Annotated in this window: 23 protein-coding genes; 13 read left to right on the top strand and 10 right to left on the bottom strand. The window is 67.8% G+C overall.

Features of this window, described 5'->3' with window-relative positions; all coding sequences use genetic code 11:
* Positions 1-85: 85 nt before the first annotated feature.
* Positions 86-1006 carry a dihydrodipicolinate synthase family protein gene (locus tag DPV79_RS09315; protein WP_113045257.1) on the bottom strand — a complete coding sequence of 307 codons (921 nt, stop codon included), beginning with the start codon at positions 1004-1006 and terminating at the stop codon, positions 86-88.
* A gap of 251 nt (positions 1007-1257) precedes the next feature.
* On the opposite strand from DPV79_RS09315, the gene DPV79_RS09310 reads away from it, so the two are divergent.
* The 4 genes from DPV79_RS09310 to DPV79_RS09295 all read left to right on the top strand — a co-directional run bounded on the left by DPV79_RS09310 (position 1258) and on the right by DPV79_RS09295 (position 4978).
* Positions 1258-2190 (top strand): 4-hydroxyproline epimerase, encoded by a 933-nt coding sequence (locus DPV79_RS09310; protein ID WP_113045275.1) that lies wholly within the window; start codon positions 1258-1260, stop codon positions 2188-2190.
* The gene (locus DPV79_RS09305) at positions 2187-3314 is read left to right on the top strand and encodes an NAD(P)/FAD-dependent oxidoreductase (protein ID WP_113045256.1); all 1128 of its coding nucleotides are present in this window, start codon (positions 2187-2189) and stop codon (positions 3312-3314) included. Before DPV79_RS09310 ends, DPV79_RS09305 begins: the two co-directional genes overlap by 4 nt.
* Positions 3315-3479: 165 nt before the next feature.
* Entirely contained in the window at positions 3480-3713 is a 234-nt protein-coding gene (locus tag DPV79_RS09300) for a 2Fe-2S iron-sulfur cluster-binding protein (protein WP_027791339.1), read from the top strand.
* The gene (locus DPV79_RS09295) at positions 3710-4978 is read left to right on the top strand and encodes an NAD(P)/FAD-dependent oxidoreductase (RefSeq protein WP_113045255.1); all 1269 of its coding nucleotides are present in this window, start codon (positions 3710-3712) and stop codon (positions 4976-4978) included. The genes DPV79_RS09300 and DPV79_RS09295 overlap by 4 nt, the downstream gene beginning before the upstream one ends.
* Positions 4979-5149: 171 nt before the next feature.
* Here DPV79_RS09295 and DPV79_RS09285 read toward each other — a convergent pair whose 3' ends face one another.
* Positions 5150-6094: a LysR family transcriptional regulator gene (locus tag DPV79_RS09285; RefSeq protein WP_113045254.1), complete on the bottom strand. Its 945-nt coding sequence runs from the start codon at positions 6092-6094 to the stop codon at positions 5150-5152.
* A gap of 164 nt (positions 6095-6258) precedes the next feature.
* Between DPV79_RS09285 and gtdA the strand changes: the two genes are divergently transcribed.
* The 8 genes from gtdA to DPV79_RS09245 all read left to right on the top strand — a co-directional run bounded on the left by gtdA (position 6259) and on the right by DPV79_RS09245 (position 12717).
* Positions 6259-7302 carry a gentisate 1,2-dioxygenase gene (gtdA, locus tag DPV79_RS09280; protein ID WP_059861461.1) on the top strand — a complete coding sequence of 348 codons (1044 nt, stop codon included), beginning with the start codon at positions 6259-6261 and terminating at the stop codon, positions 7300-7302.
* Positions 7303-7386: 84 nt separating this feature from the next.
* Positions 7387-8085 (top strand): fumarylacetoacetate hydrolase family protein, encoded by a 699-nt coding sequence (locus DPV79_RS09275; RefSeq protein WP_059814358.1) that lies wholly within the window; start codon positions 7387-7389, stop codon positions 8083-8085.
* Positions 8086-8110: 25 nt separating this feature from the next.
* Positions 8111-8752 (top strand): maleylacetoacetate isomerase, encoded by a 642-nt coding sequence (gene maiA / locus DPV79_RS09270; protein WP_113045253.1) that lies wholly within the window; start codon positions 8111-8113, stop codon positions 8750-8752.
* Between the two features lie 19 nt (positions 8753-8771).
* Entirely contained in the window at positions 8772-9980 is a 1209-nt protein-coding gene (locus DPV79_RS09265; RefSeq protein WP_113045252.1) for a 3-hydroxybenzoate 6-monooxygenase, read from the top strand.
* Positions 9981-10060: 80 nt separating this feature from the next.
* A complete protein-coding gene (locus DPV79_RS09260; protein ID WP_059650942.1) occupies positions 10061-11422 on the top strand; it encodes an MFS transporter in 1362 nt (453 codons plus the stop codon).
* A 96-nt stretch (positions 11423-11518) separates the two neighbouring features.
* Positions 11519-11869 carry an ArsR/SmtB family transcription factor gene (locus DPV79_RS09255; protein ID WP_027791347.1) on the top strand — a complete coding sequence of 117 codons (351 nt, stop codon included), beginning with the start codon at positions 11519-11521 and terminating at the stop codon, positions 11867-11869.
* A complete protein-coding gene (locus DPV79_RS09250) occupies positions 11859-12293 on the top strand; it encodes a YeeE/YedE family protein (RefSeq protein ID WP_113045251.1) in 435 nt (144 codons plus the stop codon). The genes DPV79_RS09255 and DPV79_RS09250 overlap by 11 nt, the downstream gene beginning before the upstream one ends.
* 1 nt (position 12294) lies before the next feature.
* The gene (locus DPV79_RS09245; RefSeq protein WP_021156655.1) at positions 12295-12717 is read left to right on the top strand and encodes a DUF6691 family protein; all 423 of its coding nucleotides are present in this window, start codon (positions 12295-12297) and stop codon (positions 12715-12717) included.
* A gap of 161 nt (positions 12718-12878) precedes the next feature.
* Here the strand turns inward: DPV79_RS09245 and DPV79_RS09240 are convergent, their stop codons facing one another.
* Positions 12879-13229 carry a hypothetical protein gene (locus DPV79_RS09240; protein WP_059485079.1) on the bottom strand — a complete coding sequence of 117 codons (351 nt, stop codon included), beginning with the start codon at positions 13227-13229 and terminating at the stop codon, positions 12879-12881.
* 203 nt (positions 13230-13432) lie between these two features.
* Here DPV79_RS09240 and DPV79_RS09235 point away from each other — a divergent pair, with 203 nt between their 5' ends.
* Positions 13433-14917 carry an aminotransferase-like domain-containing protein gene (locus tag DPV79_RS09235; RefSeq protein WP_113045250.1) on the top strand — a complete coding sequence of 495 codons (1485 nt, stop codon included), beginning with the start codon at positions 13433-13435 and terminating at the stop codon, positions 14915-14917.
* A gap of 81 nt (positions 14918-14998) precedes the next feature.
* Here the strand turns inward: DPV79_RS09235 and DPV79_RS09230 are convergent, their stop codons facing one another.
* The 7 genes from DPV79_RS09230 to DPV79_RS09200 form a co-directional block, all read right to left on the bottom strand.
* Positions 14999-15274, bottom strand: a complete 276-nt coding sequence (locus DPV79_RS09230) for a CppA family protein (protein ID WP_059492370.1) — start codon at positions 15272-15274, stop codon at positions 14999-15001.
* Positions 15275-15570: 296 nt separating this feature from the next.
* Positions 15571-15762 carry a helix-turn-helix transcriptional regulator gene (locus tag DPV79_RS09225; RefSeq protein ID WP_113045249.1) on the bottom strand — a complete coding sequence of 64 codons (192 nt, stop codon included), beginning with the start codon at positions 15760-15762 and terminating at the stop codon, positions 15571-15573.
* 429 nt (positions 15763-16191) lie between these two features.
* Positions 16192-16827 (bottom strand): type VI secretion system amidase effector protein Tae4, encoded by a 636-nt coding sequence (locus DPV79_RS09215; RefSeq protein WP_113045248.1) that lies wholly within the window; start codon positions 16825-16827, stop codon positions 16192-16194.
* A 2-nt stretch (positions 16828-16829) separates the two neighbouring features.
* On the bottom strand, positions 16830-17402 hold the full coding sequence (locus tag DPV79_RS09210) for a PAAR domain-containing protein (RefSeq protein WP_113045247.1): 573 nt from the start codon (positions 17400-17402) through the stop codon (positions 16830-16832).
* A 168-nt stretch (positions 17403-17570) separates the two neighbouring features.
* Positions 17571-18125, bottom strand: coding sequence for an SPRY domain-containing protein (locus DPV79_RS42010; protein WP_133295628.1), 555 nt, complete (start codon positions 18123-18125; stop codon positions 17571-17573).
* 42 nt (positions 18126-18167) lie between these two features.
* Positions 18168-19589 (bottom strand): cytochrome-c peroxidase, encoded by a 1422-nt coding sequence (locus tag DPV79_RS09205; protein WP_113045246.1) that lies wholly within the window; start codon positions 19587-19589, stop codon positions 18168-18170.
* The gene (locus DPV79_RS09200; RefSeq protein WP_113045245.1) at positions 19586-21049 is read right to left on the bottom strand and encodes a metallophosphoesterase family protein; all 1464 of its coding nucleotides are present in this window, start codon (positions 21047-21049) and stop codon (positions 19586-19588) included. Before DPV79_RS09200 ends, DPV79_RS09205 begins: the two co-directional genes overlap by 4 nt.
* Between the last annotated feature and the right edge of the window lie 55 nt (positions 21050-21104).

The raw sequence follows: 21104 nt of genomic DNA, 5'->3' as shown, positions 1-21104 counted from the left end.
GGGCGAACGGGCCCGCAGGCCATGCCGGACCGGAGACGGCGGCGCGCAGGGGGGAAAGCCTGCAAGCCGCCGCTGGGGAAGTCGATCAGAGACCGACGTCGGGCAGCGCCGGGCGCGTTTCGAGCGCCTTCGCGACGATGGCCTTCACTTCCGCGAGCGTGTTGCCCTGCAGCGCGAGGCGCGGCGGGCGCGTGATCGCGCTGCCGCGGCCGACCAGCTCTTCGCACAGCTTGATGCACTGCACGAGGTCGGGACGCGCGTCGAGGTGCAGCAGCGGCATGAACCAGCGGTACAGCGCGAGCGCTTCGTCGAAACGCTTTTGCTTCGCGAGGCGGAACAGCGTCTCGCCTTCCTTCGGGAACGCGTTCGACATGCCCGACACCCAGCCTTCGGCGCCGACGGCGATGCTCTCGACCACGACGTCGTCGAGGCCCGCGAACAGCACGAAGCGATCGCCGACCGCGTTGCGCAGGTCGATGAAGCGGCGCGTATCGCCCGACGAATCCTTGAAGCAGACGATGTTCTCGCAATCCTGCAGCGCGATCAGCACGTCGGGCGTCACGTCGTTCTTGTAGATCGGCGGGTTGTTGTAGACCATCACCGGCAGGTCGGTGCTCGTCGCGACCGCGCGGAAGTGCGCGGCGGTTTCATGCGGCTTGGCCGAGTAAACCAGCGCGGGCATCACCATCACGCCGTCGACGCCGACGCGCTGCGCTTCACGCACCGTGTTGCGCGCGAATTCGGTCGTGAATTCGGCGATGCCGGCGATCACCGGAATCTTGCCGCCTGCCGCGTCGCGGGCGGCCTCGATCACCTGGAGTTTCTCGCTCGTCGACAGCGACGTGTTCTCGCCGACCGTGCCGCAGACCACGAGGCCCGACACGCCGTCGTTCACCAGGTTCTTCACCACGCGGTGCGTGGCGTCGATGTCGAGGGAAAAGTCCGGCTTGAACTGGGTGCTGACGGCCGGGAAAACCCCGGTCCATTGAATGGCTTTGCGGCTCACTGAAATCTCCTACGTTCGTATCGGTCGGCCGACGGGTGTGTCGGTGTGGCAACCAGTATCGCCGCGCAAATGCCCATCACGCTTGAGTCGTATCGCGGAGCAAAATGACGAAATCGGCACAGCGGCCGGCAGGGGCGCGAAGGGCGCCTCGCACTATGCCGATTTCGTCGTCGTCCTCATCGAAAAGCCACAAGCGGACGGACGCGCGACGGAGGAAGCTATGCTCCTTTCCCCACTTCGGACGGCTCATGATGAAGCGCATCCAGATCATCGATTCGCACACGGGCGGCGAACCCACTCGGCTCGTCGTGTCCGGCTTCCCCGCGCTCGGCAGCGGCACGATGGCCGAGCGCCGCGACGTGCTCGCGCGCGAGCACGACCGCTACCGCACCGCATGCATCCTCGAGCCGCGCGGCAGCGACGTGCTGGTCGGCGCGCTGCTGTGCGAGCCCGTGTCGCCCGATGCGGCGGCCGGCGTGATCTTCTTCAACAATAGCGGCTATCTCGGGATGTGCGGACACGGCACGATCGGCGTCGTGCGCACGCTGCACCATATGGGACGCATCGCGCCCGGCGTGCACCGGATCGAAACGCCGGTCGGTACCGTCGAGGCGACGCTGCACGACGACCTGTCGGTCAGCGTGCGCAACGTGCCCGCGTATCGCCATGCGAAGGGCGTCGCGCTCGACGTGCCGGGTTACGGCCCCGTGAAGGGCGACATCGCGTGGGGCGGCAACTGGTTCTTCCTGATCAGCGACCACGGGCAGCGCGTGGCCGGCGACAACGTCGCGGCGCTCACCGCGTATGCGTCGGCCGTGCGCGAAGGGCTCGAACGCGCGCGCATCACCGGCGCGAATGGCGGCGAGATCGACCACATCGAGCTGTTCGCCGACGATCCCGAGCACGACAGCCGCAGCTTCGTGCTGTGCCCGGGCCTCGCGTACGACCGTTCGCCGTGCGGCACCGGCACGAGCGCGAAGCTCGCGTGCCTCGCGGCCGACGGCAAGCTCGCGGCGGGCGCCGTGTGGCGGCAGGCGAGCGTGATCGGCAGCGTGTTCCACGCGAGCTACGAAGAAGCCGACGGCGGGATCGTGCCGACGATCCGCGGCAGTGCGCACCTGAGCGCGGAAGCGACGCTCCTGATCGAGGAAGACGATCCGTTCGGCTGGGGTATCGCGCCGTGAGCGACGCGAAGACGGATGTCGTCGTGATCGGCGCCGGCATCGTCGGCGCTGCTTGCGCGCACGAACTCGCGCAGCGCGGGCTGCGCGTGCTCGTCGTCGACGACGCGAGCGGCGGGGCGACCGGCGCGGGCATGGGGCACCTCGTCGCGATGGACGACAACGCGGCCGAACTCGCGCTGAGCCATTACTCGATCGAACTGTGGCGCGCGCTGAGCGGCGAGATGCCCGAAGGCTGCGCGTACCGCAACTGCGGCACGCTGTGGCTCGCGGCCGATGCGCACGAGATGGATCTCGCGCGCGCGAAGCAGGCGGCGCTCGCCGCGCACGGCGTGACCGGCGAACTGGTCGACGCGGCGGCGCTCGCGCAACTGGAGCCGATGTTGCGCGCGGGCCTCGGCGGTGCGCTGAAGATTCCAGGCGACGCGATCCTCTATGCGCCCGTCACCGCGAACTGGCTGCTGCAGCGCGCGCCGCGCATCACGCTGCGGCGCGACCGCGCCGTCGCGGTCGACGGCTCGAGCGTGACGCTCGCCAGCGGCGACACGCTGCGCGCGGAGCGGGTGGTCGTGGCGAACGGCGTTGCGGCGCGCACGCTGCTGCCCGAACTGCCGCTGCGCCCGAAAAAGGGCCATCTGCTGATTACCGACCGCTATCCGGGCCAGGTGTCGCACCAGCTCGTCGAGCTGGGTTATGCGGCGAGCGCGCATGCGAGCGACGGCACGTCGGTCGCGTTCAACGTGCAGCCGCGGCCGACCGGCCAGTTGCTGATCGGCTCGTCGCGCCAGTTCGACACCGAGGACGCGCAAGTCGAGCCGCCCGTGCTCGCGCGCATGCTGCGCCGCGCGGTGGGCTATCTGCCGGACCTGGCCGACCTGAACGGCATCCGCGCATGGACGGGGTTCCGTTCCGCGAGCCCCGACGGCCTGCCGCTGCTCGGCGAGCACCCGGCACGGCCGGGCGTGTGGCTCGCGGTCGGGCATGAAGGGCTCGGCGTGACGACCGCGCCGGGCAGCGCGCGGCTCGTCGCCGCGCTGATGGCCGGCGAGCGGCCGCCCATCGATATCGAACCGTATTTGCCGGGACGCTTCCTGACCGCGTCCCTTGTAGCCGGAGCGCTGACATGAAACGACCCCCACACTCACTTCGTTCGCTGCTCCCCGGGGGGGCAGTGAGCCTTCTTGGGGCGACCCGGCGGAGGTTGACATGAAACGACGACCCCCACGCTCACTTCGTTCGCTGCCCCCCGAGGGGGCCGTCAGCCTCCTTGGGGCGGCCCCGCGGAGGCTGACATGATCATTCATCTGGACGGCCGCGCGCTGACGGTGGCCGACGGCGCGACCGTCGCGGCCGCGATTGCGGCGAGCGGCGACGACACGACGCGCGTGTCGTGCACGGGCGCGGCGCGCGCGCCGTTTTGCGGGATGGGCATCTGCCAGGAGTGCCGGATGACGATCGACGGGCGGCGCCGGCTGGCTTGCCAGACGTTGTGCCGTGACGGGATGCAGGTGGAGCGTACGCGATGAAACAGGAACGACTGAGCGTCGACATCGCGATCGTCGGCGCGGGCCCGGCCGGGCTGTCGGCTGCGCGGGCCGCCGCACGAAGCGGTGCGACGGTGGCGATCGTCGACGACAACCCGCGCGCGGGCGGGCAGATCTGGCGACAGGGCGCAGCGGCCACGCCCGCGCCGGTCGCCGCCGAGCGGCTCGCCGTATTGCGGCAGCCGAACGTCACGCATCTCGCGGCGACGCGCATCGTCGCCGAAACGCAGCCGGGCACGCTGCTGCTCGAAGACGACGAACGCGGGCTGCTGCTCGATTTCCGGACGCTGATTCTCTGCTGCGGCGCACGCGAACTGCTGCTGCCGTTTCCGGGCTGGACGCTGCCGGGCGTCACCGGTGCGGGCGGCCTGCAGGCGCTGGTCAAGTACGGCCTCGACGTGCGCGGGCAGCGCACGGTGATCGCGGGCAGCGGGCCGCTGCTGCTGGCGAGCGCGGCGACGGCCCGCCAGGCCGGTGCGCGCGTGTCGCACGTGCTCGAACAGGCGGGCTGGGGCGATGTGGCCGGCTTCGGCGCCGGGCTGTGGCGCTGGCCGTCGAAGCTCGCGCAGGCCGCGAAGCTCGTCACGGCTGCGTACCGGGCCGATGCGCACGTCGTCGAGGCGTTCGGCGACAAGCGGCTCGAACGCGTGCGGATCCGGCACGGCGACCGCGAGTTCGACGTCGACTGCGACCGGCTCGCGTGCGGTTTCGGCCTCGTGCCGAATACGGTGCTGCCGAGCCATCTCGGTTGCCGGATCGACAACGGCGCGGTCGCGGTCGATGCGCACCAGCGTACGAGCCGCGACGGGGTGTTGGCGGCCGGCGAGTGCACGGGCGTCGGCGGCAGCGAACTGGCGATGGTCGAAGGCGAGATTGCCGGCCATGCGGCAACCGGGCAGACGGCGCCGCTGGCGGCGCTCGTCGAGCGGCGCGCGCACTGGCAGGCGTTCGCGGACGCCGTGCGCGAGCGGTTTGCGATCCGCGAACCGATCCGCCGGCTGGCGCGGCCCGATACGCTGCTGTGTCGCTGCGAAGACGTGCGTTTCGAGGCAGTCGCGCAAGCGCCGGGCTGGACGGCCGCGAAACTGCAGTCGCGTTGCGGGATGGGCGCATGCCAGGGCCGCGTGTGCGGTGCGGCTGCGCAGGCGTTGTTCGGCTGGACGCCGCCGGTACCGCGCACGCCGCTCGTGCCCGCGCGGGTCGGTACGCTGATGCTGGACGGCACGGGCTCCTGCGACGGCGCGTGACGGATCGCGGAATTACGGAATCGCAACATCGCAACATCGCAACATCGCAACATCGCAACATCGCAACATCGCAACATCGCAACATCGCAACATCGCAACATCGCAACATCGCAACATCGCAACATCGCAACATCGCAACATCGCGGCCCGGTTGACACCGGGCCGCGTCATTCATTCCGCCGTCACTTTCTCCCATCCGCCGACCTGCGGCGCGGCACAGGCGCGCAGGCACTCGATCGTCGCGGCCACCGCCGCGCGATTCGCACTGTCGGGGTGCCAGTACATCGACACCGCGCCCTGGCCTTCGAGCTGCATCGGCAGGATCCGGATCGCGTTCAATTGCGCGAAGCGCTGCGCGGCACGATACGACGCGACACCGAGCAGGTCGGTGTTGTTCAGCAGCGTGAGGTTGAGGATCGACGAATTCGATTCGACACAGTGGGGCGGCCGAACGCGGCCGGCGGCCGTCAGCGCGGTTTCGAGCGCGTTGTGCACGGGCGTGCCCGACGGCCACACGATCCACGAACAGGCGAGCACGTCGTCCCAGCCGACCGACGCCGCACTGGCGAGCGCGTGACCGGGCCGCGCGACGAACACGACCGGATCGACATACAGCGCTTCGGCATGCAGCAGCGGATCGACGGATGTCGACCCCGAGCGGCCCACGACGATGTCCAGTTCGCTGCGCGCGAGCTGCGGCATCAGCTGGTTCATCGTGCTTTCGGTGAGCCGCACCTGCGCGCGCGGCATCCGTTTGAGCAGTTGCGACACCGCGAGCGGCACCGTGTCGGCCGCCGCGACGCCTGACGTGCCGATCGTCACGAGGCCGCTGCCGCCTTCCCGCAGCGCGGCCATGTCGTCGCGCGCGACGTCGAGCTGCGCTTCGACGCGACGCGCATGCTCGATCAGCGCTTCGCCGTAGGAGGTCGGCCGCAGCCCGCGCGCATGCCGTTCGAACAGCGGCAGCCCGACGTCCTCTTCCAGTTCCTTCAGCCATTTCGACAGCGCGGGCTGCGTGGTCGCGAGCGCCACCGCCGACTGGCTCAGGTTGCCGGTGCCGGCAAGGCTCAACAGTACCTGCAGATGCCGCAGTCGCAGCCGGTGGGTCCAGTCCATCGCATGCCTCGTCGCAAGAAGGTATATCCAGAATGATATGGATTAGATGATTTGACCATTTTACCGGGTATGTCTGGGTCGAATATAAATCTGCTGACGGACTGCAGTACGGTCCCCGACCCGACATAGCGCCGACGCCGATCGGCCGACTCCCAGGAGACATCATGACGACCCATCCGGATGCGTCGCGCGCCGCCTACTACGCACGGATCGCCGAGCAACGCCTGGCGCCGCTGTGGGAATCGCTGCACAACCTCGTGCCGAAATCCCCGCAGCCGGCCGCGCAGGCCGCGATCTGGAAGTACGCGCAGGTGCGCGACCTCGTGATGCAGGCCGGCAGCGTGATCAGCGCGGAAGAAGCCGTGCGCCGCGTGCTGGTGCTGGAGAACCCCGGGCTGCCCGGCAAGTCGAGCATGACGCCGAGCCTGTACGCAGGGCTGCAGCTGATCCTGCCCGGCGAGATCGCGCCGAGCCACCGGCATACGCAGTCGGCGCTGCGCTTCATCGTCGAAGGGCGCGGCGCGTGGACGGCCGTGAACGGCGAGCGCACGACGATGCATCCGGGCGACTTCATCATCACGCCGTCGTGGGCATGGCACGACCACGGCAACCCGTCGGAGGAAGCGGGCGGCGAGCCGGTCGTGTGGCTCGACGGGCTCGACATTCCGCTCGTCGCGCACCTCGACGCGGGCTTCGCGGAGAACTACCCGGAAGCCGTGCAGCCCGTGAATCGCCCGGAAGGCGACAGCCTCGCCCGCTTCGGTCACAACATGGTGCCGGTGCGGCATCGCGCGAGCGATCCGACGTCGCCGGTGTTCAGCTATCCGTACGCACGCACCCGCGAGGCGCTCGACGTGCTGTACCGGAACGGCGAGCTCGATGCGTGGGACGGCGTGAAGCTGCGTTATGTGAACCCCGCGACGGGCGGCTGGCCGATGCCGACGATCGCCACCTTCATGCAGTTCCTGCCCGCCGGTTTCGACGGCCGCACGTACCGCAGCACCGACGCGACGATCTACTGCGTCGTCGAGGGCAGCGGCACCGCGTTCATCGGCGGCAACGCATTCGAATTCGAGCCGCACGACATCTTCGTCGTGCCGTCGTGGGCGCCGGTGCGGCTGTCGGCGTCGTCCGACAGCGTGTTGTTCAGCTATTCCGACCGGCCTGTGCTGTCCGCGCTGAACCTGCTGCGCGAAGCGCGCGACTGACGCCGGCAGCGTTCAAGGATTCCGTTTTCCGCGCGCCGCCGGCGCGGCGCGACCCCTTCATTCATGTTTACGCTGGAGCCATTGATGACTTTCGTTTTTCCGCCCGAAGCGCCCGTGGCGCTCCCCGTTGCCGGCAGCGATGCCCGGTTCGCGGTACGCCGCGTCTATTGTGTCGGCCGCAACTACGCGGCCCACGCGCGTGAAATGGGCTTCGATCCCGATCGCGAGCCGCCGTTCTTCTTCTGCAAGCCGGCCGATTCGATCGTGCCGGTCGGGTACGGCGAAACGCTCGATCTCGCGTATCCGTCGCAGACGCAGAACTATCACTACGAAGCCGAACTCGTCGCGGTGATCGGCAAGGGCGGGGCGGACATTCCGCTCGAACGCGCGCTCGAACACGTGTGGGGTTACGCGGTCGGCCTCGACATGACGCGTCGCGACCTGCAGATGAAGATGCGCGAAATGGGCCGGCCGTGGGAGATCGGCAAGGCGTTCGACCGCTCGGCGCCGATCGGCCCCGTGCATCCGGCGAGCGACGTCGGCCATTTCGAACAGGGCGGCCTGTGGCTGACCGTCAACGGCACGACGAAGCAGAAAAGCGACGTGTCGCACCTGATCTGGTCGGTCGCGGAAACGGTGGCCGACCTGTCGAAGTTCTTCCGCCTCGAACCGGGCGACGTGATCTTCACGGGCACACCGGAAGGTGTCGGCGCGGTGGTGGCGGGCGACGTGATGAAGGTCGGCGTCGAGCGGCTCGGCGAACTGGCCGTGCGCGTGGTCTGACGCATCTTCCCCGAAAGGCGACATCGTGCAACTGCATAGCTTCTTCAACAGTTCGACCTCCTACCGGGTGCGCATCGCGCTCGCGCTGAAAGGGCTGCCCTACGACACGCTGCCGGTGAACATCCGCACCGGCGAGCATCGCGACGCGGCCTACGTCGCGAACGTGAACCCGTCCGCAGCGGTGCCGGCGCTGATCGACGGCGATTTCGGTCTCGGCCAGTCGCTCGCGATCGTCGATTACCTCGACCAGATCCAGCCGACGCCGCGACTGATTCCGCTCGAACTGCGACATCGTGCGCGCGTGCTGGAACTCGCGGCGCTGATCGCCTGCGACATCCATCCGGTCAACAACCTGCGCGTGCTGCGCTATCTCGACAGCGAGCTGAAGGTCACGCCCCAGCAGAAGACCGCGTGGTACCGGCACTGGGTCGCGGAAGGGATGGCCGGCGTCGAGCGGCTGCTCGCGCGCGCGGACGAGGGCCCGTGGTGCTTCGGCGACGCGCCCACGCTGGCCGACGTGTGCCTCGTGCCGCAGGTCGCGAACGCGCTGCGGATGGATTGCGACCTGAGCGCGTATCCCCGCAGCCTCGCGGTGTACGAATACGCACGGCACGAGCCGGCGTTCGACGCGGCGCAGCCGCAGCGGCAACCGGATTACGTCGCGTAACACGAAGCAGGAGACAAAGATGAGCGAGACACAAGACAACGGCCGGCGCGTGCTGGTGATCGGCGGCGGCATCGGCGGGCTCGCGGCAGCGCTCGCGCTCGCACGCCAGGGCATCCGCGTGAAGCTGCTCGAACAGGCGGAGCAGATCGGCGAGATCGGCGCGGGGATTCAGCTCGCGGCGAACGCGTTCAACGCGCTCGATGCGCTGGGTGTCGGCGAGGCCGCGCGCAGCCGGGCCGTGTTCACCGACTGGCTGCAACTGATGGATGCGATCGATGCGCGCGAGGTCGCGCGCATCGATACGGGCGCCGCGTACCGCGAGCGCTTCGGCAATCCGTATGCGGTGATTCATCGAGCGGACATTCACCTGTCGATCTACGAGGCGGTCAAGGACCATCCGCTGATCGAGTTCCGGACGAGCACGCAGGTGTGCGGGTTCGAGCAGGACGGCAACGGCGTGACCGTGACCGACCAGCACGGCGAACGTTATCGCGCCGATGCGGTGATCGGCTGCGACGGCGTGAAATCCGCGATCCGCCACGCGCTGATCGGCGATGCGCATCGCGTGACGGGCCACGTCGTGTATCGCGCGGTGGTCGACGTCGACAACATGCCGAAGGATCTGCAGATCAATGCGCCGGTCGTGTGGGCGGGCCCGCATTGCCATCTCGTCCACTATCCGCTGCGCGGCGGGCGGCAGTACAACCTCGTCGTCACATTCCACAGCCGCGAGCAGGAAACCTGGGGCGTGCGCGAGGGCAGCAAGGAAGAGGTGCTGTCGTACTTCGACGGCATTCATCCGCTGCCGAAGCGGATGCTCGACCGGCCGACGTCGTGGAAGCGCTGGGCGACCGCGGACCGCGATCCGGTCGAGCGCTGGAGCGAGGGCCGCGCGACGGTGCTCGGCGACGCCGCGCATCCGATGACGCAATACATTGCGCAGGGCGCGTGCCAGGCGCTCGAGGACGCGGTGACGCTCGGCGCGGCCGTCGCGCGGGCCGACGGCGATTTCGAGGCCGCGTTCGCGCTGTACGAACGCGTGCGGATTCCGCGCACCGCGCGCGTGCTGTATTCGGCGCGCGAGATGGGACGGATCTATCACGCGAAGGGCGTCGAGCGGCTGGTGCGCAACGGGCTCTGGGTCGGCCGTACGCAGGCGCAGTTCTACGACGCGCTCGACTGGCTGCACGGCTGGCGCGCGGAGGACTGCCTGACCCCGGTTGCGTGACGCAGCTCGGCGAGCCCGATTCCGGCGGCGCGCAATTCAACGACACGACGCGCGACCGCCTTCCTGGAGGAGACATCACCATGACCGATACGCTGTCCATCGACGTCAGCGAATGGATCGACCGGCATCGCGTTGCGCCGTTTCAGGCCGCGATTGTCGTCCTGTGCTTCCTGATCGTCGCGATCGACGGTTTCGATACCGCTTCGATCGGTTTCATCGCCCCCGTCATCCGCGCGGAATGGGGCCTGTCGCCCGCGCAGCTCGCCCCGGTGTTCGGCGCGGGGCTCGCGGGGCTGATGGCCGGCGCGCTCGTGTTCGGGCCGTTCGGCGACCGGTTCGGCCGCAAGCGCCTGCTGCTCGCATGCGTCGCGTGCTTCGGCATCGCGAGTGCCGCGTCGGCGAGCGCGGGCGGCCTGACCGAGCTGATCGCGTGGCGTTTCGTGACCGGGCTCGGGCTCGGCGGCGCGATGCCCAATGCGATCACGCTGACGTCCGAGTACTGTCCCGCCCGGCGCCGTTCGCTGCTGGTGACGACGATGTTCTGCGGCTTCACGATCGGCTCCGCGCTCGGCGGGCTCGCGGCCGCTGCGCTGATCGAGCACCACGGCTGGCGCGCGGTGCTCGTCGTCGGCGGCGCGGCGCCGCTGCTGCTCCTGCCGGTGCTCGCGTGGCGGCTGCCGGAATCGGTGCGCTATCTCGTCAATCGGCACGCGCCTTCCGCGCGGATCGCGGCGATGCTGGGCCGCATCGCGCCGGATCCCCGGCTTGCGAACGCGTCGTTCACCGCGCCCGCCGGCAAGCCGGCCGGATCGCCGCTTGGCCGCCTGTTCGGCCCCGACCTGTTGCGCGGCACGCTGCTGCTGTGGCTCACGTTCTTCATGAGCCTGCTGGTCATCTACCTGCTGTCCAGCTGGCTGCCGACGCTGCTGCGCACGACCGGCGCGACGCTGCGGACGGCCGCGCACGTGACCGCGATGTTCCAGGTCGGCGGCACGCTCGGTGCGATCGTCCTCGGCTGGCTGATGGACCGTTTCGACCCGCATCGCGTCCTGGCCTGCAGCTACGCGGCGGCCGGCGTGTTCGTCGCGGCGATCGGCGTGGTTGCCGCGTCGCCGTGGGGTGCCGCGCTCGCCGTGTTCGCGGCCGGTTTCTGCGTGTCGGGGTCACAGGTCGGCGCGAATGCGCTGTCGGCCGCGTTCTATCCGACCGAGTGCCGCACCACCGGTGTGAGCTGGGCGAACGGGATCGGCCGTGGCGGCTCGGTCGTCGGATCGATGGCGGGCGGTGCGATGCTGGCGATGGGCGTGCCGTTGTCGACCGCGTTTGCGGTCGTCGCGGCGCCGTGCGTGATCGCGGCGATCGCGGTGCTCGCGCTCGGCGCGGTTCGTGCCGGTGCGGCGCGCGTGCCCGCCGCGAAGACGATGGCGGGCGAGCGCGCCTGAGCAAAGGAGGGCGCAAGGCCGGTCGTCGGCAGACAGGGAGATGCAACATTATATGAATCAATATAATATTGATTTTTTAATTGTCTCCCAGTGCCGATGAACGACGATCTTTCCGCCGGGTTTCCGGAACCCGACCAGATGCGCGCGGCCGCCGAATCGGCCTGCGCGCTGCTCAAGGTGCTGTCGAATCCCGACCGGTTGATGCTGCTCTGCGAGCTGTCCCAGGGTGAGCGCTGCGTGAGCGATCTCGAGGCAGCGCTGGACATCCGTCAGCCGACGCTGTCCCAGCAGCTCGGCGTGTTGCGCGACAACGCGCTGGTCCGCACGCGCCGCGACGGCAAGAACATCCACTACTCGCTCGACAGCCCTGCCGCGATCGCGGTGATGGGCGTGCTGTACGAACAGTTCTGCGGCCCGGCCGCGAAGGGGCGGCGCGATGCAGCTTGATGCGCTTCATTTCACGCCGTGGCTGTCGCTGGCCGGCGGCGTGCTGATCGGGCTCGCCGCCGCGTGGCTCGTCGCGTTCAACGGCCGGATTGCGGGCATCAGCGGCATCGTCGGCGGCTTGCTCACGGCACGCGCCGGCGAGCGCGGCTGGCGCGCCGCGTTCGTCGCCGGGCTGGTCGCGGCGCCGCTTGCGATGCGCGTCGCAGGGAACAGCCTGAAGCCGCAGGTCGATGCGGGCTGGTTCGAACTGGTGGCGGCCGGGCTGCTGGTCGGAATCGGCACGCGGTACGCCGGAGGCTGCACGAGCGGCCACGGCGTGTGCGGGATGTCGCGCGGTGCGCTGCGTTCGGTGGTCGCGACGGTGGTCTTCATGGTCGCGGGCTTCGCGACCGTATTCGTGCGACGGCACGTGCTGGGAGGCTGACATGCAGGCAGGATTCGCGTTTCTGGCGGGGCTGCTGTTCGGCATCGGCCTCATCGTGTCGGGCATGGCCAATCCGCAGAAGGTGCTCGGCTTTCTCGACCTGGCGGGCCGCTGGGATCCATCGCTCGCGTTCGTGATGGCCGGCGCGACCGGGGTGGCCGTGTTCGCGTTCGCATGGGCGAAGCGCCGGACGCGGTCATGGCTCGGCCTGCCGATGCAGTTGCCGGCCCTGCGGGCGATCACCGTGCGCCTCGTTGCCGGAAGTGCCGTGTTCGGCATCGGCTGGGGGATCGCCGGGTTCTGCCCGGGGCCCGCGATCGTGTCGATCGGCTTCGGGTCGGCGAAGGGGATCGCGTTCGTCGTCGCGATGCTGGCCGGGATGGCGATATTCGAGTGGTTCGAACGGCGCAGAAGCGTGCGGTGATGCGGTGACCGCCGCATGCCGGAGGCGCGCTGCGGCGGTTGCGCCGGTGGTCAAGGTCGGTCGATCCGCATGAGCACGGCCCTACCGGGTCGCGCCGGATCCCCATCGGCTGATGCGGCGCGGCGTGACGCTCCTCCGTGACACCACGGCAGGTTTCCATTTCACGAATGCTCGTGTACACGATGGCCGCCGCGCATCCTCCCGGACAACCGGCGCAGGATCGCGCGCCATGCCACGAGCCATCCGCTCCGGCTTGCCGGTTCCACGACGGCCATGCTGACCGCACCCGCGCCGCCGGCCGACAGCGCCACGTGGCCGGCCGTCTCGAGCGTCAGGCATTCCCCTTCGTCGAGCAAGCGGCGGATGTGCTGTGGCGCGTCGGGCAGCCAGTCGAGCCCGCCGTGGCGCAGCGTGACCGCAAGCGCGCCGTCCAGCACGATCAACTGGCTGCCCTTGTCGAACCACGCAAAGTGGCTTTGCCCGGCGTCGAGCCGGATGTGATGCGTTCGCATGGCGATTCCCTTTCGCAATTGCGCGGCCTCGCGGCGGCGAGGCGACAGCGTGCAGTCAGGTTAGGGAAACGGGCACCGCCACGACAGATTCAGGGGACGGGAATCTGTTGCGGTGCAGACGACGATTTTGCGCCGCTGTATCGGTGGGTTTCCCTGGAATCTGTATCTGGCGTGCCATCGGCCGCGCGGGCACGATCGCCTGCATGACGCCTTTCACCGATTCATCCCGCCCACCGTTGCCGATGGACGGCGAGCCGCTTTACGAACGGCTCGCCGAGCATTACCGCCGCATCATCTCGGCCGGCACGCTGTCGCCCGGCGACCGGATGCCGTCGGTGCGGGCGTTCATGGCACAGCACGGCGTGAGTCTGTCGACCGCGATTCAGGCGTTCCGGCGGCTCGAGGATACGGGCTGGTGCGAGGCGAAGCCGCGCTCCGGCTACTTCGTGCGGCGCCGCGCGGCAGTCGCGCTCGAAACGCTGCCGGAAAGCGACGGGCCGCCGCTGAGCGTCGAGCCGCCGTTCGCGGGCCTCCACGAGCGCGTGTCGCGTGTGATCGACCGCGCCAACGCGACGCCCGATGCGCTGAATCTCGGCGGCGCGTCCGCGCTGGCCACGCTGTATCCGGCCGAGCGCCTGCAGGCGCTCGCGATCCGGTTGTTGCGGCGCAAGCCCACCTTGCTGACCGATGCGGGGCCCGTCGGCGGTTCGCCCGAGTTCCGGCAGACGATGGCCAAGCGCGCGTTGTCTTATGGCGTGACGTTGACGCCGGACGACGTGATGTCGACGAGCGGCGGCGTCGATGCCGTGAATCTCGCGTTGCGTGCGGTCGCGCGCCCCGGCGACACGATCGCGATCGAATCGCCAGCGTTCTTCGGCTTGATCCAGTTGCTCGAAAGCCTCGGCTTGCGCGCACTCGAAATCCCGGCCAGCCCGACGACCGGCCTGTCGATCGAGGCGCTCGAAGTGGCGCTGACCGCGTATCCGGACATTCGCGCCGTGGTGGTCGTGCCGAACCTGCAGAACCCGCTCGGCTGCGTGATGCCCGACGGGCGCAAGGCCGCGCTCGTCTCGCTCTGTTCGCGCCACGGCGTGGCCGTGATCGAGGACGAGCCTTATCGCGAACTCGTCGAGGCGCCCCAATCGGTCAAGCCGGTCAAGGCATGGGATCGCGACGGCACGGTGATCTACTGCCCGTCGTTCAACAAGGTGCTGGCCCCCGGGATGCGGCTCGGCTGGATAAGCGCGGGGCGCTGGCACGCGCGCGTGAAGATGCTGAAATTCGCGCACAGCCGGCACAACGCCGCGTTGCTGCAGGCCGTTGCGGCCGAATTCGTCGGTTCGGGCGCGTTCGATCGCCACCTGCGCCGGTTCCGCGAACAGTTGCGCGTGCAGCGCGACGTGACGATCGACGCGATCGCACGGCATTTCCCGGCCGGAACCCGGATGAACCAGCCGCCGGGCGGGATGCTGCTGTGGATCGCGTTGCCGGACGGCGTGCGCTCCGAGGCGCTGTTCGATGCCGCGCTGGCGCACGGGGTCAGGATCGCGCCCGGGGCGATCTTCTCGAATTCCGACCGCTTCGACGGTTATATCCGGCTTGCTTGCACGCGCGTGTACGATGCAGCGCACGAAGCGGCGTTCGAAACGCTCGGCCGCCTCGTACGGGAAGCCATGGCGGCCAGATAAGCGCGGTGGCCGCCGGCCGGGCTTGCGAAACCGCAATTGCACTGGCCTTCCGGGCCATCGACGCGGCCAGTCGCCGCCATTTCATCGGCTGGCCGAGTGTGTGGCGAGGTGCTGGCGGATCAGCGACAGGTAACGATCGCCGACCGAGAAATCGCGCGCGGCGCGCGGCCGTTCGGCCTGGCGCAACGTGGCCGGTGCGCTCATGCCCAGGTAACGGCAAACGGCGGACGGGAAGGGCTTGCGTGTATGCCCGAGCTGGCGAGCCGCGCGCTCGACGCGGGCGTCACCGACCTGGGCGCGGAGCCATGCCAGCACTTGGCGATCGGCGTCGTTGACGATGCGGACCAGATGTTCCACTTTAAACAGGGACCCTTGTTGCATAAGGCTCTCCGGGTGTTTTCGTCGATAAATCAGGTCTGGCGACCACCCTGGCTACCATGAAAGGCTGCGCTGGACCTGGAGCCACCAACCGGTGCTGTCGACGGGAGCGCCGAGCTTCTGCCGCTGCCGGAATACTGGTTGGTTGTACAGCTGGTTATCCATACAGTATTGTGGGTGAAGCGGGTTGTCAAGCGCAAAACGACCAATGAGGGAACAAAGAAGGAAGATGAGACGGGAGGGGCGGCGCTCGGGGCTGAGCGCCAGAGGGAGGGTTAGGCGGCGTCCGGGCCGGCCATGATCGCTTCGACGCTTTCGGCGGTGATGCCGCTGGAGCGCTCGCCGATCTTGACCAGTTTCAGCTTCCCCTTGTCGACGAGGCGGTAGACGGTGGTTCGGGAGACGCTGGTCATATCCATGACCGCCTTGATGCGATACAGCTTCTTCGGAGTCCTGGTGGTTTCCATGTTTCGACCTAGTGTGGTGGTGGCCAGAGCGCGTATGTTATGGAGCGCTCTGGCGCGTCGCAACACAATCCAGGTGTCTATCGTATAGTCCGCGGCGTCAGCCGAAGAGGCCCAACGCAGGCACAGCGTAGGTGGCCAAATAGAACAACACGACGAGAAGCGTCGCAACGGCAAAGACGGTGCCCCATTTCCGATTCGACCACCGCTTATACGCGACCGCATTCAGAAGGCAGAATACGATGGCGGGCCAAATCAGCAGTCCCAGCGTTACCAGGAAAAAGGCTGCGTGAGAGCCACAATGCTCAAGATCGTTGCAGCCCGTGGAATGTGAGGGAGGCGTGGGCCAGTGCATATGGCTGAATGTGTAGCCTGATGCCCATGTGACCAGCAAACCCCACACGAACCCCAACAACGCAAGCCCTGTACGCTTCATTTCACTTCCCAAAATAGGATTTCTTTCGAATTGGCCAGATCGGAGAACGCGTTGTCTCTTCGACCTCGCAACCATGACAACGGGTTCGGCATCGAGGACATCCCAACGCGGAACCGCAGGAACGATGCCCAGTTGGGAGTCAACGTGTCCTTGTTCCACAGGTCGATGTGCCCGCCTGTAAGGGGGCTGTCCGAGGAATCACCTTCTTGTCGCCAGTATCCGAAAAAGTAGATGATGCCCGTCCGACCTTTTACCTTGCTCTGCCAATCCGCGCCAGTGATGTTCTCGGGTTTGCCGAGTCCCAAGAACGGTTGCAGTTTCAACCACTCTGCAAGTTCATAAGCACGAGTTGCCGTTGGCTTGTTGTTTAGCATCAGACGGCCCAGCTCTTTCTTTCCAGGCATGGGTTTCACGACCTTCTGCGAAAACGACTTCATATCGCTTCCGATATTGTGAAAGGTGACGCTCATGCGGATGGCACACTGGTTCTCGTATTGACCTGTCTTATCGTCGTACGGGTCCTTGCTTGGATAGGCGTTCCAAAGCTCTTGAAACGTGATCGATTTCAGCTGGACCGGCTTGACTGAATCACGCGTATTGTTCGAGCGAACCGTGAGCGGTTTGTTCGGCATTGTTAAGCCTCGTTTTGCTTAGCGATTGCGTCGTCTCCCCAATAGACCGTGTAGTCGTCGGAGTTATGGCCGGTATGGATGCGCGGTAGCATGCCGCTTGCATCGAGTTTTCCCTGGAACACCCGACCATCCGTTGTTTCGACGTAGTACGGGTATCCCGCCGGACCATCAGCGGTCACCTTCACTTGCTCGTCGTAGGCCTTGGTCAAAGTTGACGCGACAGCCCCGGCAGCGGCAACGCCGGCAGCGGCGAAACCAGACGAGCTTTGCTGGCCGCTACCGCCCAGGTCATCGTCGCACCATGACTCGCCGCTAAGCGTCGCAATTATGCGCGGTGGTCGCGGGCATTTGCACATGACGATGTCGCCATCCAGGGCGATCTCCGCTACGAACTGTATGCGGTAGGGTCCCCCGGACTTAGCAATGACGCCGTTGCTCTTACATGCTGTACAAAATGCCTGACCACCAACCAGGGCGACTTGGTGGCCCATGAAGGTCATTGGCGGCCCGCCCGCTGGTAGAACGGTGCCGCCACTGGATAGAGTATCGCCCACAGACGCGATTCTTCTTTTCATTGTTTGGCCCTCTCAGAGAACCCAATCTTATTCGCGTGGCTGCGTAATTTATCTCAATTTTACCGAGGGGCGCTATATCATCCTTTTCGAGAATCGGTTGATCTTGCAGCGGGGCCAAGGAATCTCATGCAACCGAGGATGGCTTCCAGACACCGGTAGTTGAGAGCTTCAGAGTGTCGCCGGCCTTCGCACCAGTCGACGTCTGCGCAATCCCCGAGTGAGAGCTGCAAGTTGCCTTGCGACCACGGGATGAATCCAGTCGGCGAAGCTGCTGCGAATGGTCCCGTGAAATTCGCGGTCCAGACCGACGCAACATCGGAACAGATGGCGGGGAAGAGCGGGAACGTGCCGCCGATGGGCTAACCCACCCACACCAGTCGCCGGGTCGTTCGAAGCGCTACCGTTCCAGACGCCACCATTGACGCGGAACCATGCAATGCGCGATGTCGCGTCGATCGCTACGCCGACCGTGTCGCCGGCAACGTTGAATGCCGCACCCGAGCCAGAGTTCGTGCCACCGTCTCGATACACGTTCCCGCTCGACTGGAATTTCCCGATCGTCCCCTGACCGTCGTTATATCCGACATGGGCGCCCATCGCCTCGTTACGCGGGCACACGCCGACCGCGGCGTTCCCGCTGGACATGCCCGAGACGAACGTGGTTTCGAAATACCATTTTGAGATCCGTAATTGGTATGCGATTTTTCGCAGGGGGCAGGTCACGACCGCAAGCGGGTGCGTATGCGGCTGGCCGTTCGGTCAGGATCAGCGAGCCGGCGCGACGATGCGCGTGACCCGGGCAACAGCGGCCGCAGCGGCCGCAGGGGCGACCAGGGCAGCGGGCGCCGCGGAGGCGGTGCCCTCCGAATAGCGCGCGTCGGTCAGCGTGCCGAGGAACGCGACGATGTCGTCGATCTCCGCGTCGGTCAGCGCGGGCGGCGTGCCGGGCCGGCGGTTCATCGGCGTCGAGTTGACGTTGATGTTGCCGCGATAGGCGGCCGGCACATCGTCGAACGTTCCGGCCCCGTGATACCAGAAGCCCGGGTCGGTCGAGCGCGTGTTGTAGAACGCGACCGCGTCGCGCAGCGTCGTGAACACGCCGTTGTGCATGAACGTCTGCTTGAGCGCGACGTTGCGCAGCCCCGGCGTGCGCAGGTAGCCGCACCATTGCGTCGGCTCGGGCCAGCGCAGCCGCCGGGCGGTGTCGCACAGCCCGTTGTCGAAATGACGCGGATCGCGGTTTGCCGGCAGCGCGCGGTTGCGCGGCACCGCGATCGCGTCGTAGCCGAAATCGGTGAAGAGCGAACGTTCCGGTCGGCTCGACGTCTCCGACAGCGTGTGACAGCTCATGCAGTTGCCCTTGTCCGGATTCCGGAACAGCGCGAGGCCGCGCATCTCGGCCGGCGCGAGCGGCTTGCGCGTGCGCAGGAACGCGTCGAAACGCGACGTGAACGGCGCCATCTCGTCGCTCTGCAGATAGGCCTCGACGGCCAGGCCCAGCGCCCGCACCAGTTGCCCGGGATCGCGCCGCACCGACGCGCCGAAGCGCGCGGCGAGATCGGGCGCGAGTTCGGTCGCGTCGACCTTGCGCAGCAGCGCGGCCGGCGACCGGTTGTTCATCTCGTTCGGATCGAACAGCGGCCCGCGGATCTGCTCGGCGAGCGTATCCGCGCGACCGTCGCTGAACAGGCCGCCGAACGGCGACGGTGCGGGCGCGTCGTCGTCCTGGTAGAAGTGGCGGCGCGGCACGTAACGCACATAGAGCAGCGACGGCGCGTTGCGCCGGCTGAAACGCCCGGGACGGCTGCCTTCCGGCACGCCGGGCCCCGCGAGCGAGGCGGCCGACAGCGTCGGCGCAAACGCGCGGCCCGCGTCGTGGCAGCCCGCGCACGACATGCCGCGCGGCTCGGACAGCCGTGAATCGAAGAAGATCCGGCGGCCGAGCGCGACGAGTGTCGGGTCGGGGGCGAAGCGCGCGGTCGCCGCGTCGATCTTGCCCGTCACCTGCGGCGTGCCGTTGCCGATCGTGTCGACGACTCGCGAAGGCGGCGCACCGGGAAGCAGGACGGTTTCGGCCGGCGCGGCGTGCGCCGCGAGCGTCAGGCCCGCGAGCACGGCAGCGGCCAGCGTGCGCAGCGTTTGCCGGCCGCGCGCATGGCGGCCGTCACATCGAACTCCTTCACTCACGGCGCGATGAACCCCGTCTTGTCGCAGGCGAGCGTCGTGCCCGACTGGTTGCACGACGCGAGCAGCTTGCCGGCCGCCGAATACGCGTGGAAGACCCAGCCGGTCGCCGGGGCGGCCCGGCGTTCCATGATCAGGAAGCCGAAGCTGTTGTTGTGCGACAGCCGCTCGATCACGGCGCCCGGTGCCGGTGTCAGGCCGGCCGGGAACGGGTCGGGCAGCGCGACGTCGAGATTGTCGCCGCCGTTGCCGGACACGATCGTCGCCGGGTGCCCGGACGAGAAGTTGATCGCCTGGAAATCGTGCACGTGCCCGTGCAGCGCCACGTGCACGCCGGGCGGGTAGTACGCCTGGGCGTTGAGGCTCGCCATCACCGACTGCAGTGCGAGGTTGCCCGGCGCGGGCGTGCTGCCGGCGATCGGCGCGAACGCGAGGATCGGATGGTGGTTCGTGAAGATCGTCGTCGTCATGCCGGCCTTCGACGCGAGTGCGGCGACCGTCTGGAACTGCTTCTGGTAGATGCCGAACTGCGCGTCGGTCGTCTTGAGCGGCGTGCGGCCGACCTTCGCGGTGTCGAACACGATCACCTGCGAGCCGCCGCCGAGCGATACCGCATAGGGTTCCGAATAGTTCGCGTTGTTGTCGTTGGCCGGATCGTCGCACGAGCGCGCGGCCGAATACGGGCGCGGATCGAGGAAGCGGAACCAGCCCTGGCCCGCGCGTGCGCATTCCTCGTGGTTGCCGCGCACGACGACCCACGGTGCCTTCGCGAGCAACGGCGCGGCCGGGCGGAACAGGTCGGCCTGCCACGTATCCCAGCCGTAGCCCCACGGGCTGTCCTTGCAGCCGGCGATGTCCGGCGGGCATGCGTTTTCGCGGTAGTGGTAGTCGCCGATGTGCATCACCAGGTCGGGGGACAGCTTCGCGATGCTGGCCGCGATCGTGTCGAGCGGCCAGACCGTCGCGTCGTTGCACGCCTGCCATGCGTTGTCGGCTTTCTTCATGCGGCAGCCGGTGTCGGCGATGATCGCGATACGTTGCGGCTGCGCCTTCGGCAGCGGCAGCGTGCGGCCCGCGACGCTCGCCGCCTGCGCACCGGCCGGCAGCGTCGCTTCGCAGACGGACACCGGGAAGCTCGACGGCTTCGAATCGGACGGATCGCTGGCGGTCGGCCGCTGGGCGATGGTCGCGGCGCCCGCGCGCAGGGACATGCGCGACAGCTTGCCGTCGACGCTCAGTTGCGGGCACAACGGATCCCCGGTGGAAGCGGGGGTGTAGTTCGTGATGACGCGCGCGATCGCCTGGTTCGTATCGCCGATCTCGACCCATGCGGCCTGGACGTTGGCCGACGCACTCGCCGGATCGTCCGGCGAATCGATGTGGTTCGAGCACGCGGACAGCGCGGCGAAAGCAACAAGGGGAGCGCAGCGGACGAGCAGCGCGCGCGGGAGGAGTCGTCGCATGGGAGGCACCGTGGGAAAGTCGTCAACGATACGCAGCGCGAATGTAAGAAATGTG

Source organism: Burkholderia reimsis (genome assembly GCF_003294055.1).
GTDB classification, from domain to species: domain Bacteria; phylum Pseudomonadota; class Gammaproteobacteria; order Burkholderiales; family Burkholderiaceae; genus Burkholderia; species Burkholderia cepacia.
Note: the sequence above shows the minus strand (reverse complement) of the source record. Positions and strands in the feature narration are given on the sequence as shown.

Bases quoted from the DNA above. Each gene is read 5' to 3' on its own strand.
- DPV79_RS09200 (WP_113045245.1), bottom strand. From the start codon at position 21,049: ATGCGACGACTCCTCCCGCGCGCGCTGCTCGTCCGCTGCGCTCCCCTT.
- DPV79_RS09235 (WP_113045250.1), top strand. From the start codon at position 13,433: ATGACGCCTTTCACCGATTCATCCCGCCCACCGTTGCCGATGGACGGC.
- DPV79_RS09285 (WP_113045254.1), bottom strand. From the start codon at position 6,094: ATGGACTGGACCCACCGGCTGCGACTGCGGCATCTGCAGGTACTGTTG.
- DPV79_RS09245 (WP_021156655.1), top strand. From the start codon at position 12,295: ATGCAGGCAGGATTCGCGTTTCTGGCGGGGCTGCTGTTCGGCATCGGC.
- DPV79_RS09300 (WP_027791339.1), top strand. From the start codon at position 3,480: ATGATCATTCATCTGGACGGCCGCGCGCTGACGGTGGCCGACGGCGCG.
- DPV79_RS09255 (WP_027791347.1), top strand. From the start codon at position 11,519: ATGAACGACGATCTTTCCGCCGGGTTTCCGGAACCCGACCAGATGCGC.
- DPV79_RS09215 (WP_113045248.1), bottom strand. From the start codon at position 16,827: ATGCCGAACAAACCGCTCACGGTTCGCTCGAACAATACGCGTGATTCA.
- DPV79_RS09275 (WP_059814358.1), top strand. From the start codon at position 7,387: ATGACTTTCGTTTTTCCGCCCGAAGCGCCCGTGGCGCTCCCCGTTGCC.
- DPV79_RS09310 (WP_113045275.1), top strand. From the start codon at position 1,258: ATGAAGCGCATCCAGATCATCGATTCGCACACGGGCGGCGAACCCACT.
- gtdA (WP_059861461.1), top strand. From the start codon at position 6,259: ATGACGACCCATCCGGATGCGTCGCGCGCCGCCTACTACGCACGGATC.
- DPV79_RS09265 (WP_113045252.1), top strand. From the start codon at position 8,772: ATGAGCGAGACACAAGACAACGGCCGGCGCGTGCTGGTGATCGGCGGC.
- DPV79_RS09250 (WP_113045251.1), top strand. From the start codon at position 11,859: ATGCAGCTTGATGCGCTTCATTTCACGCCGTGGCTGTCGCTGGCCGGC.
- DPV79_RS09295 (WP_113045255.1), top strand. From the start codon at position 3,710: ATGAAACAGGAACGACTGAGCGTCGACATCGCGATCGTCGGCGCGGGC.
- DPV79_RS09260 (WP_059650942.1), top strand. From the start codon at position 10,061: ATGACCGATACGCTGTCCATCGACGTCAGCGAATGGATCGACCGGCAT.
- DPV79_RS09225 (WP_113045249.1), bottom strand. From the start codon at position 15,762: ATGGAAACCACCAGGACTCCGAAGAAGCTGTATCGCATCAAGGCGGTC.
- DPV79_RS09210 (WP_113045247.1), bottom strand. From the start codon at position 17,402: ATGAAAAGAAGAATCGCGTCTGTGGGCGATACTCTATCCAGTGGCGGC.
- DPV79_RS09240 (WP_059485079.1), bottom strand. From the start codon at position 13,229: ATGCGAACGCATCACATCCGGCTCGACGCCGGGCAAAGCCACTTTGCG.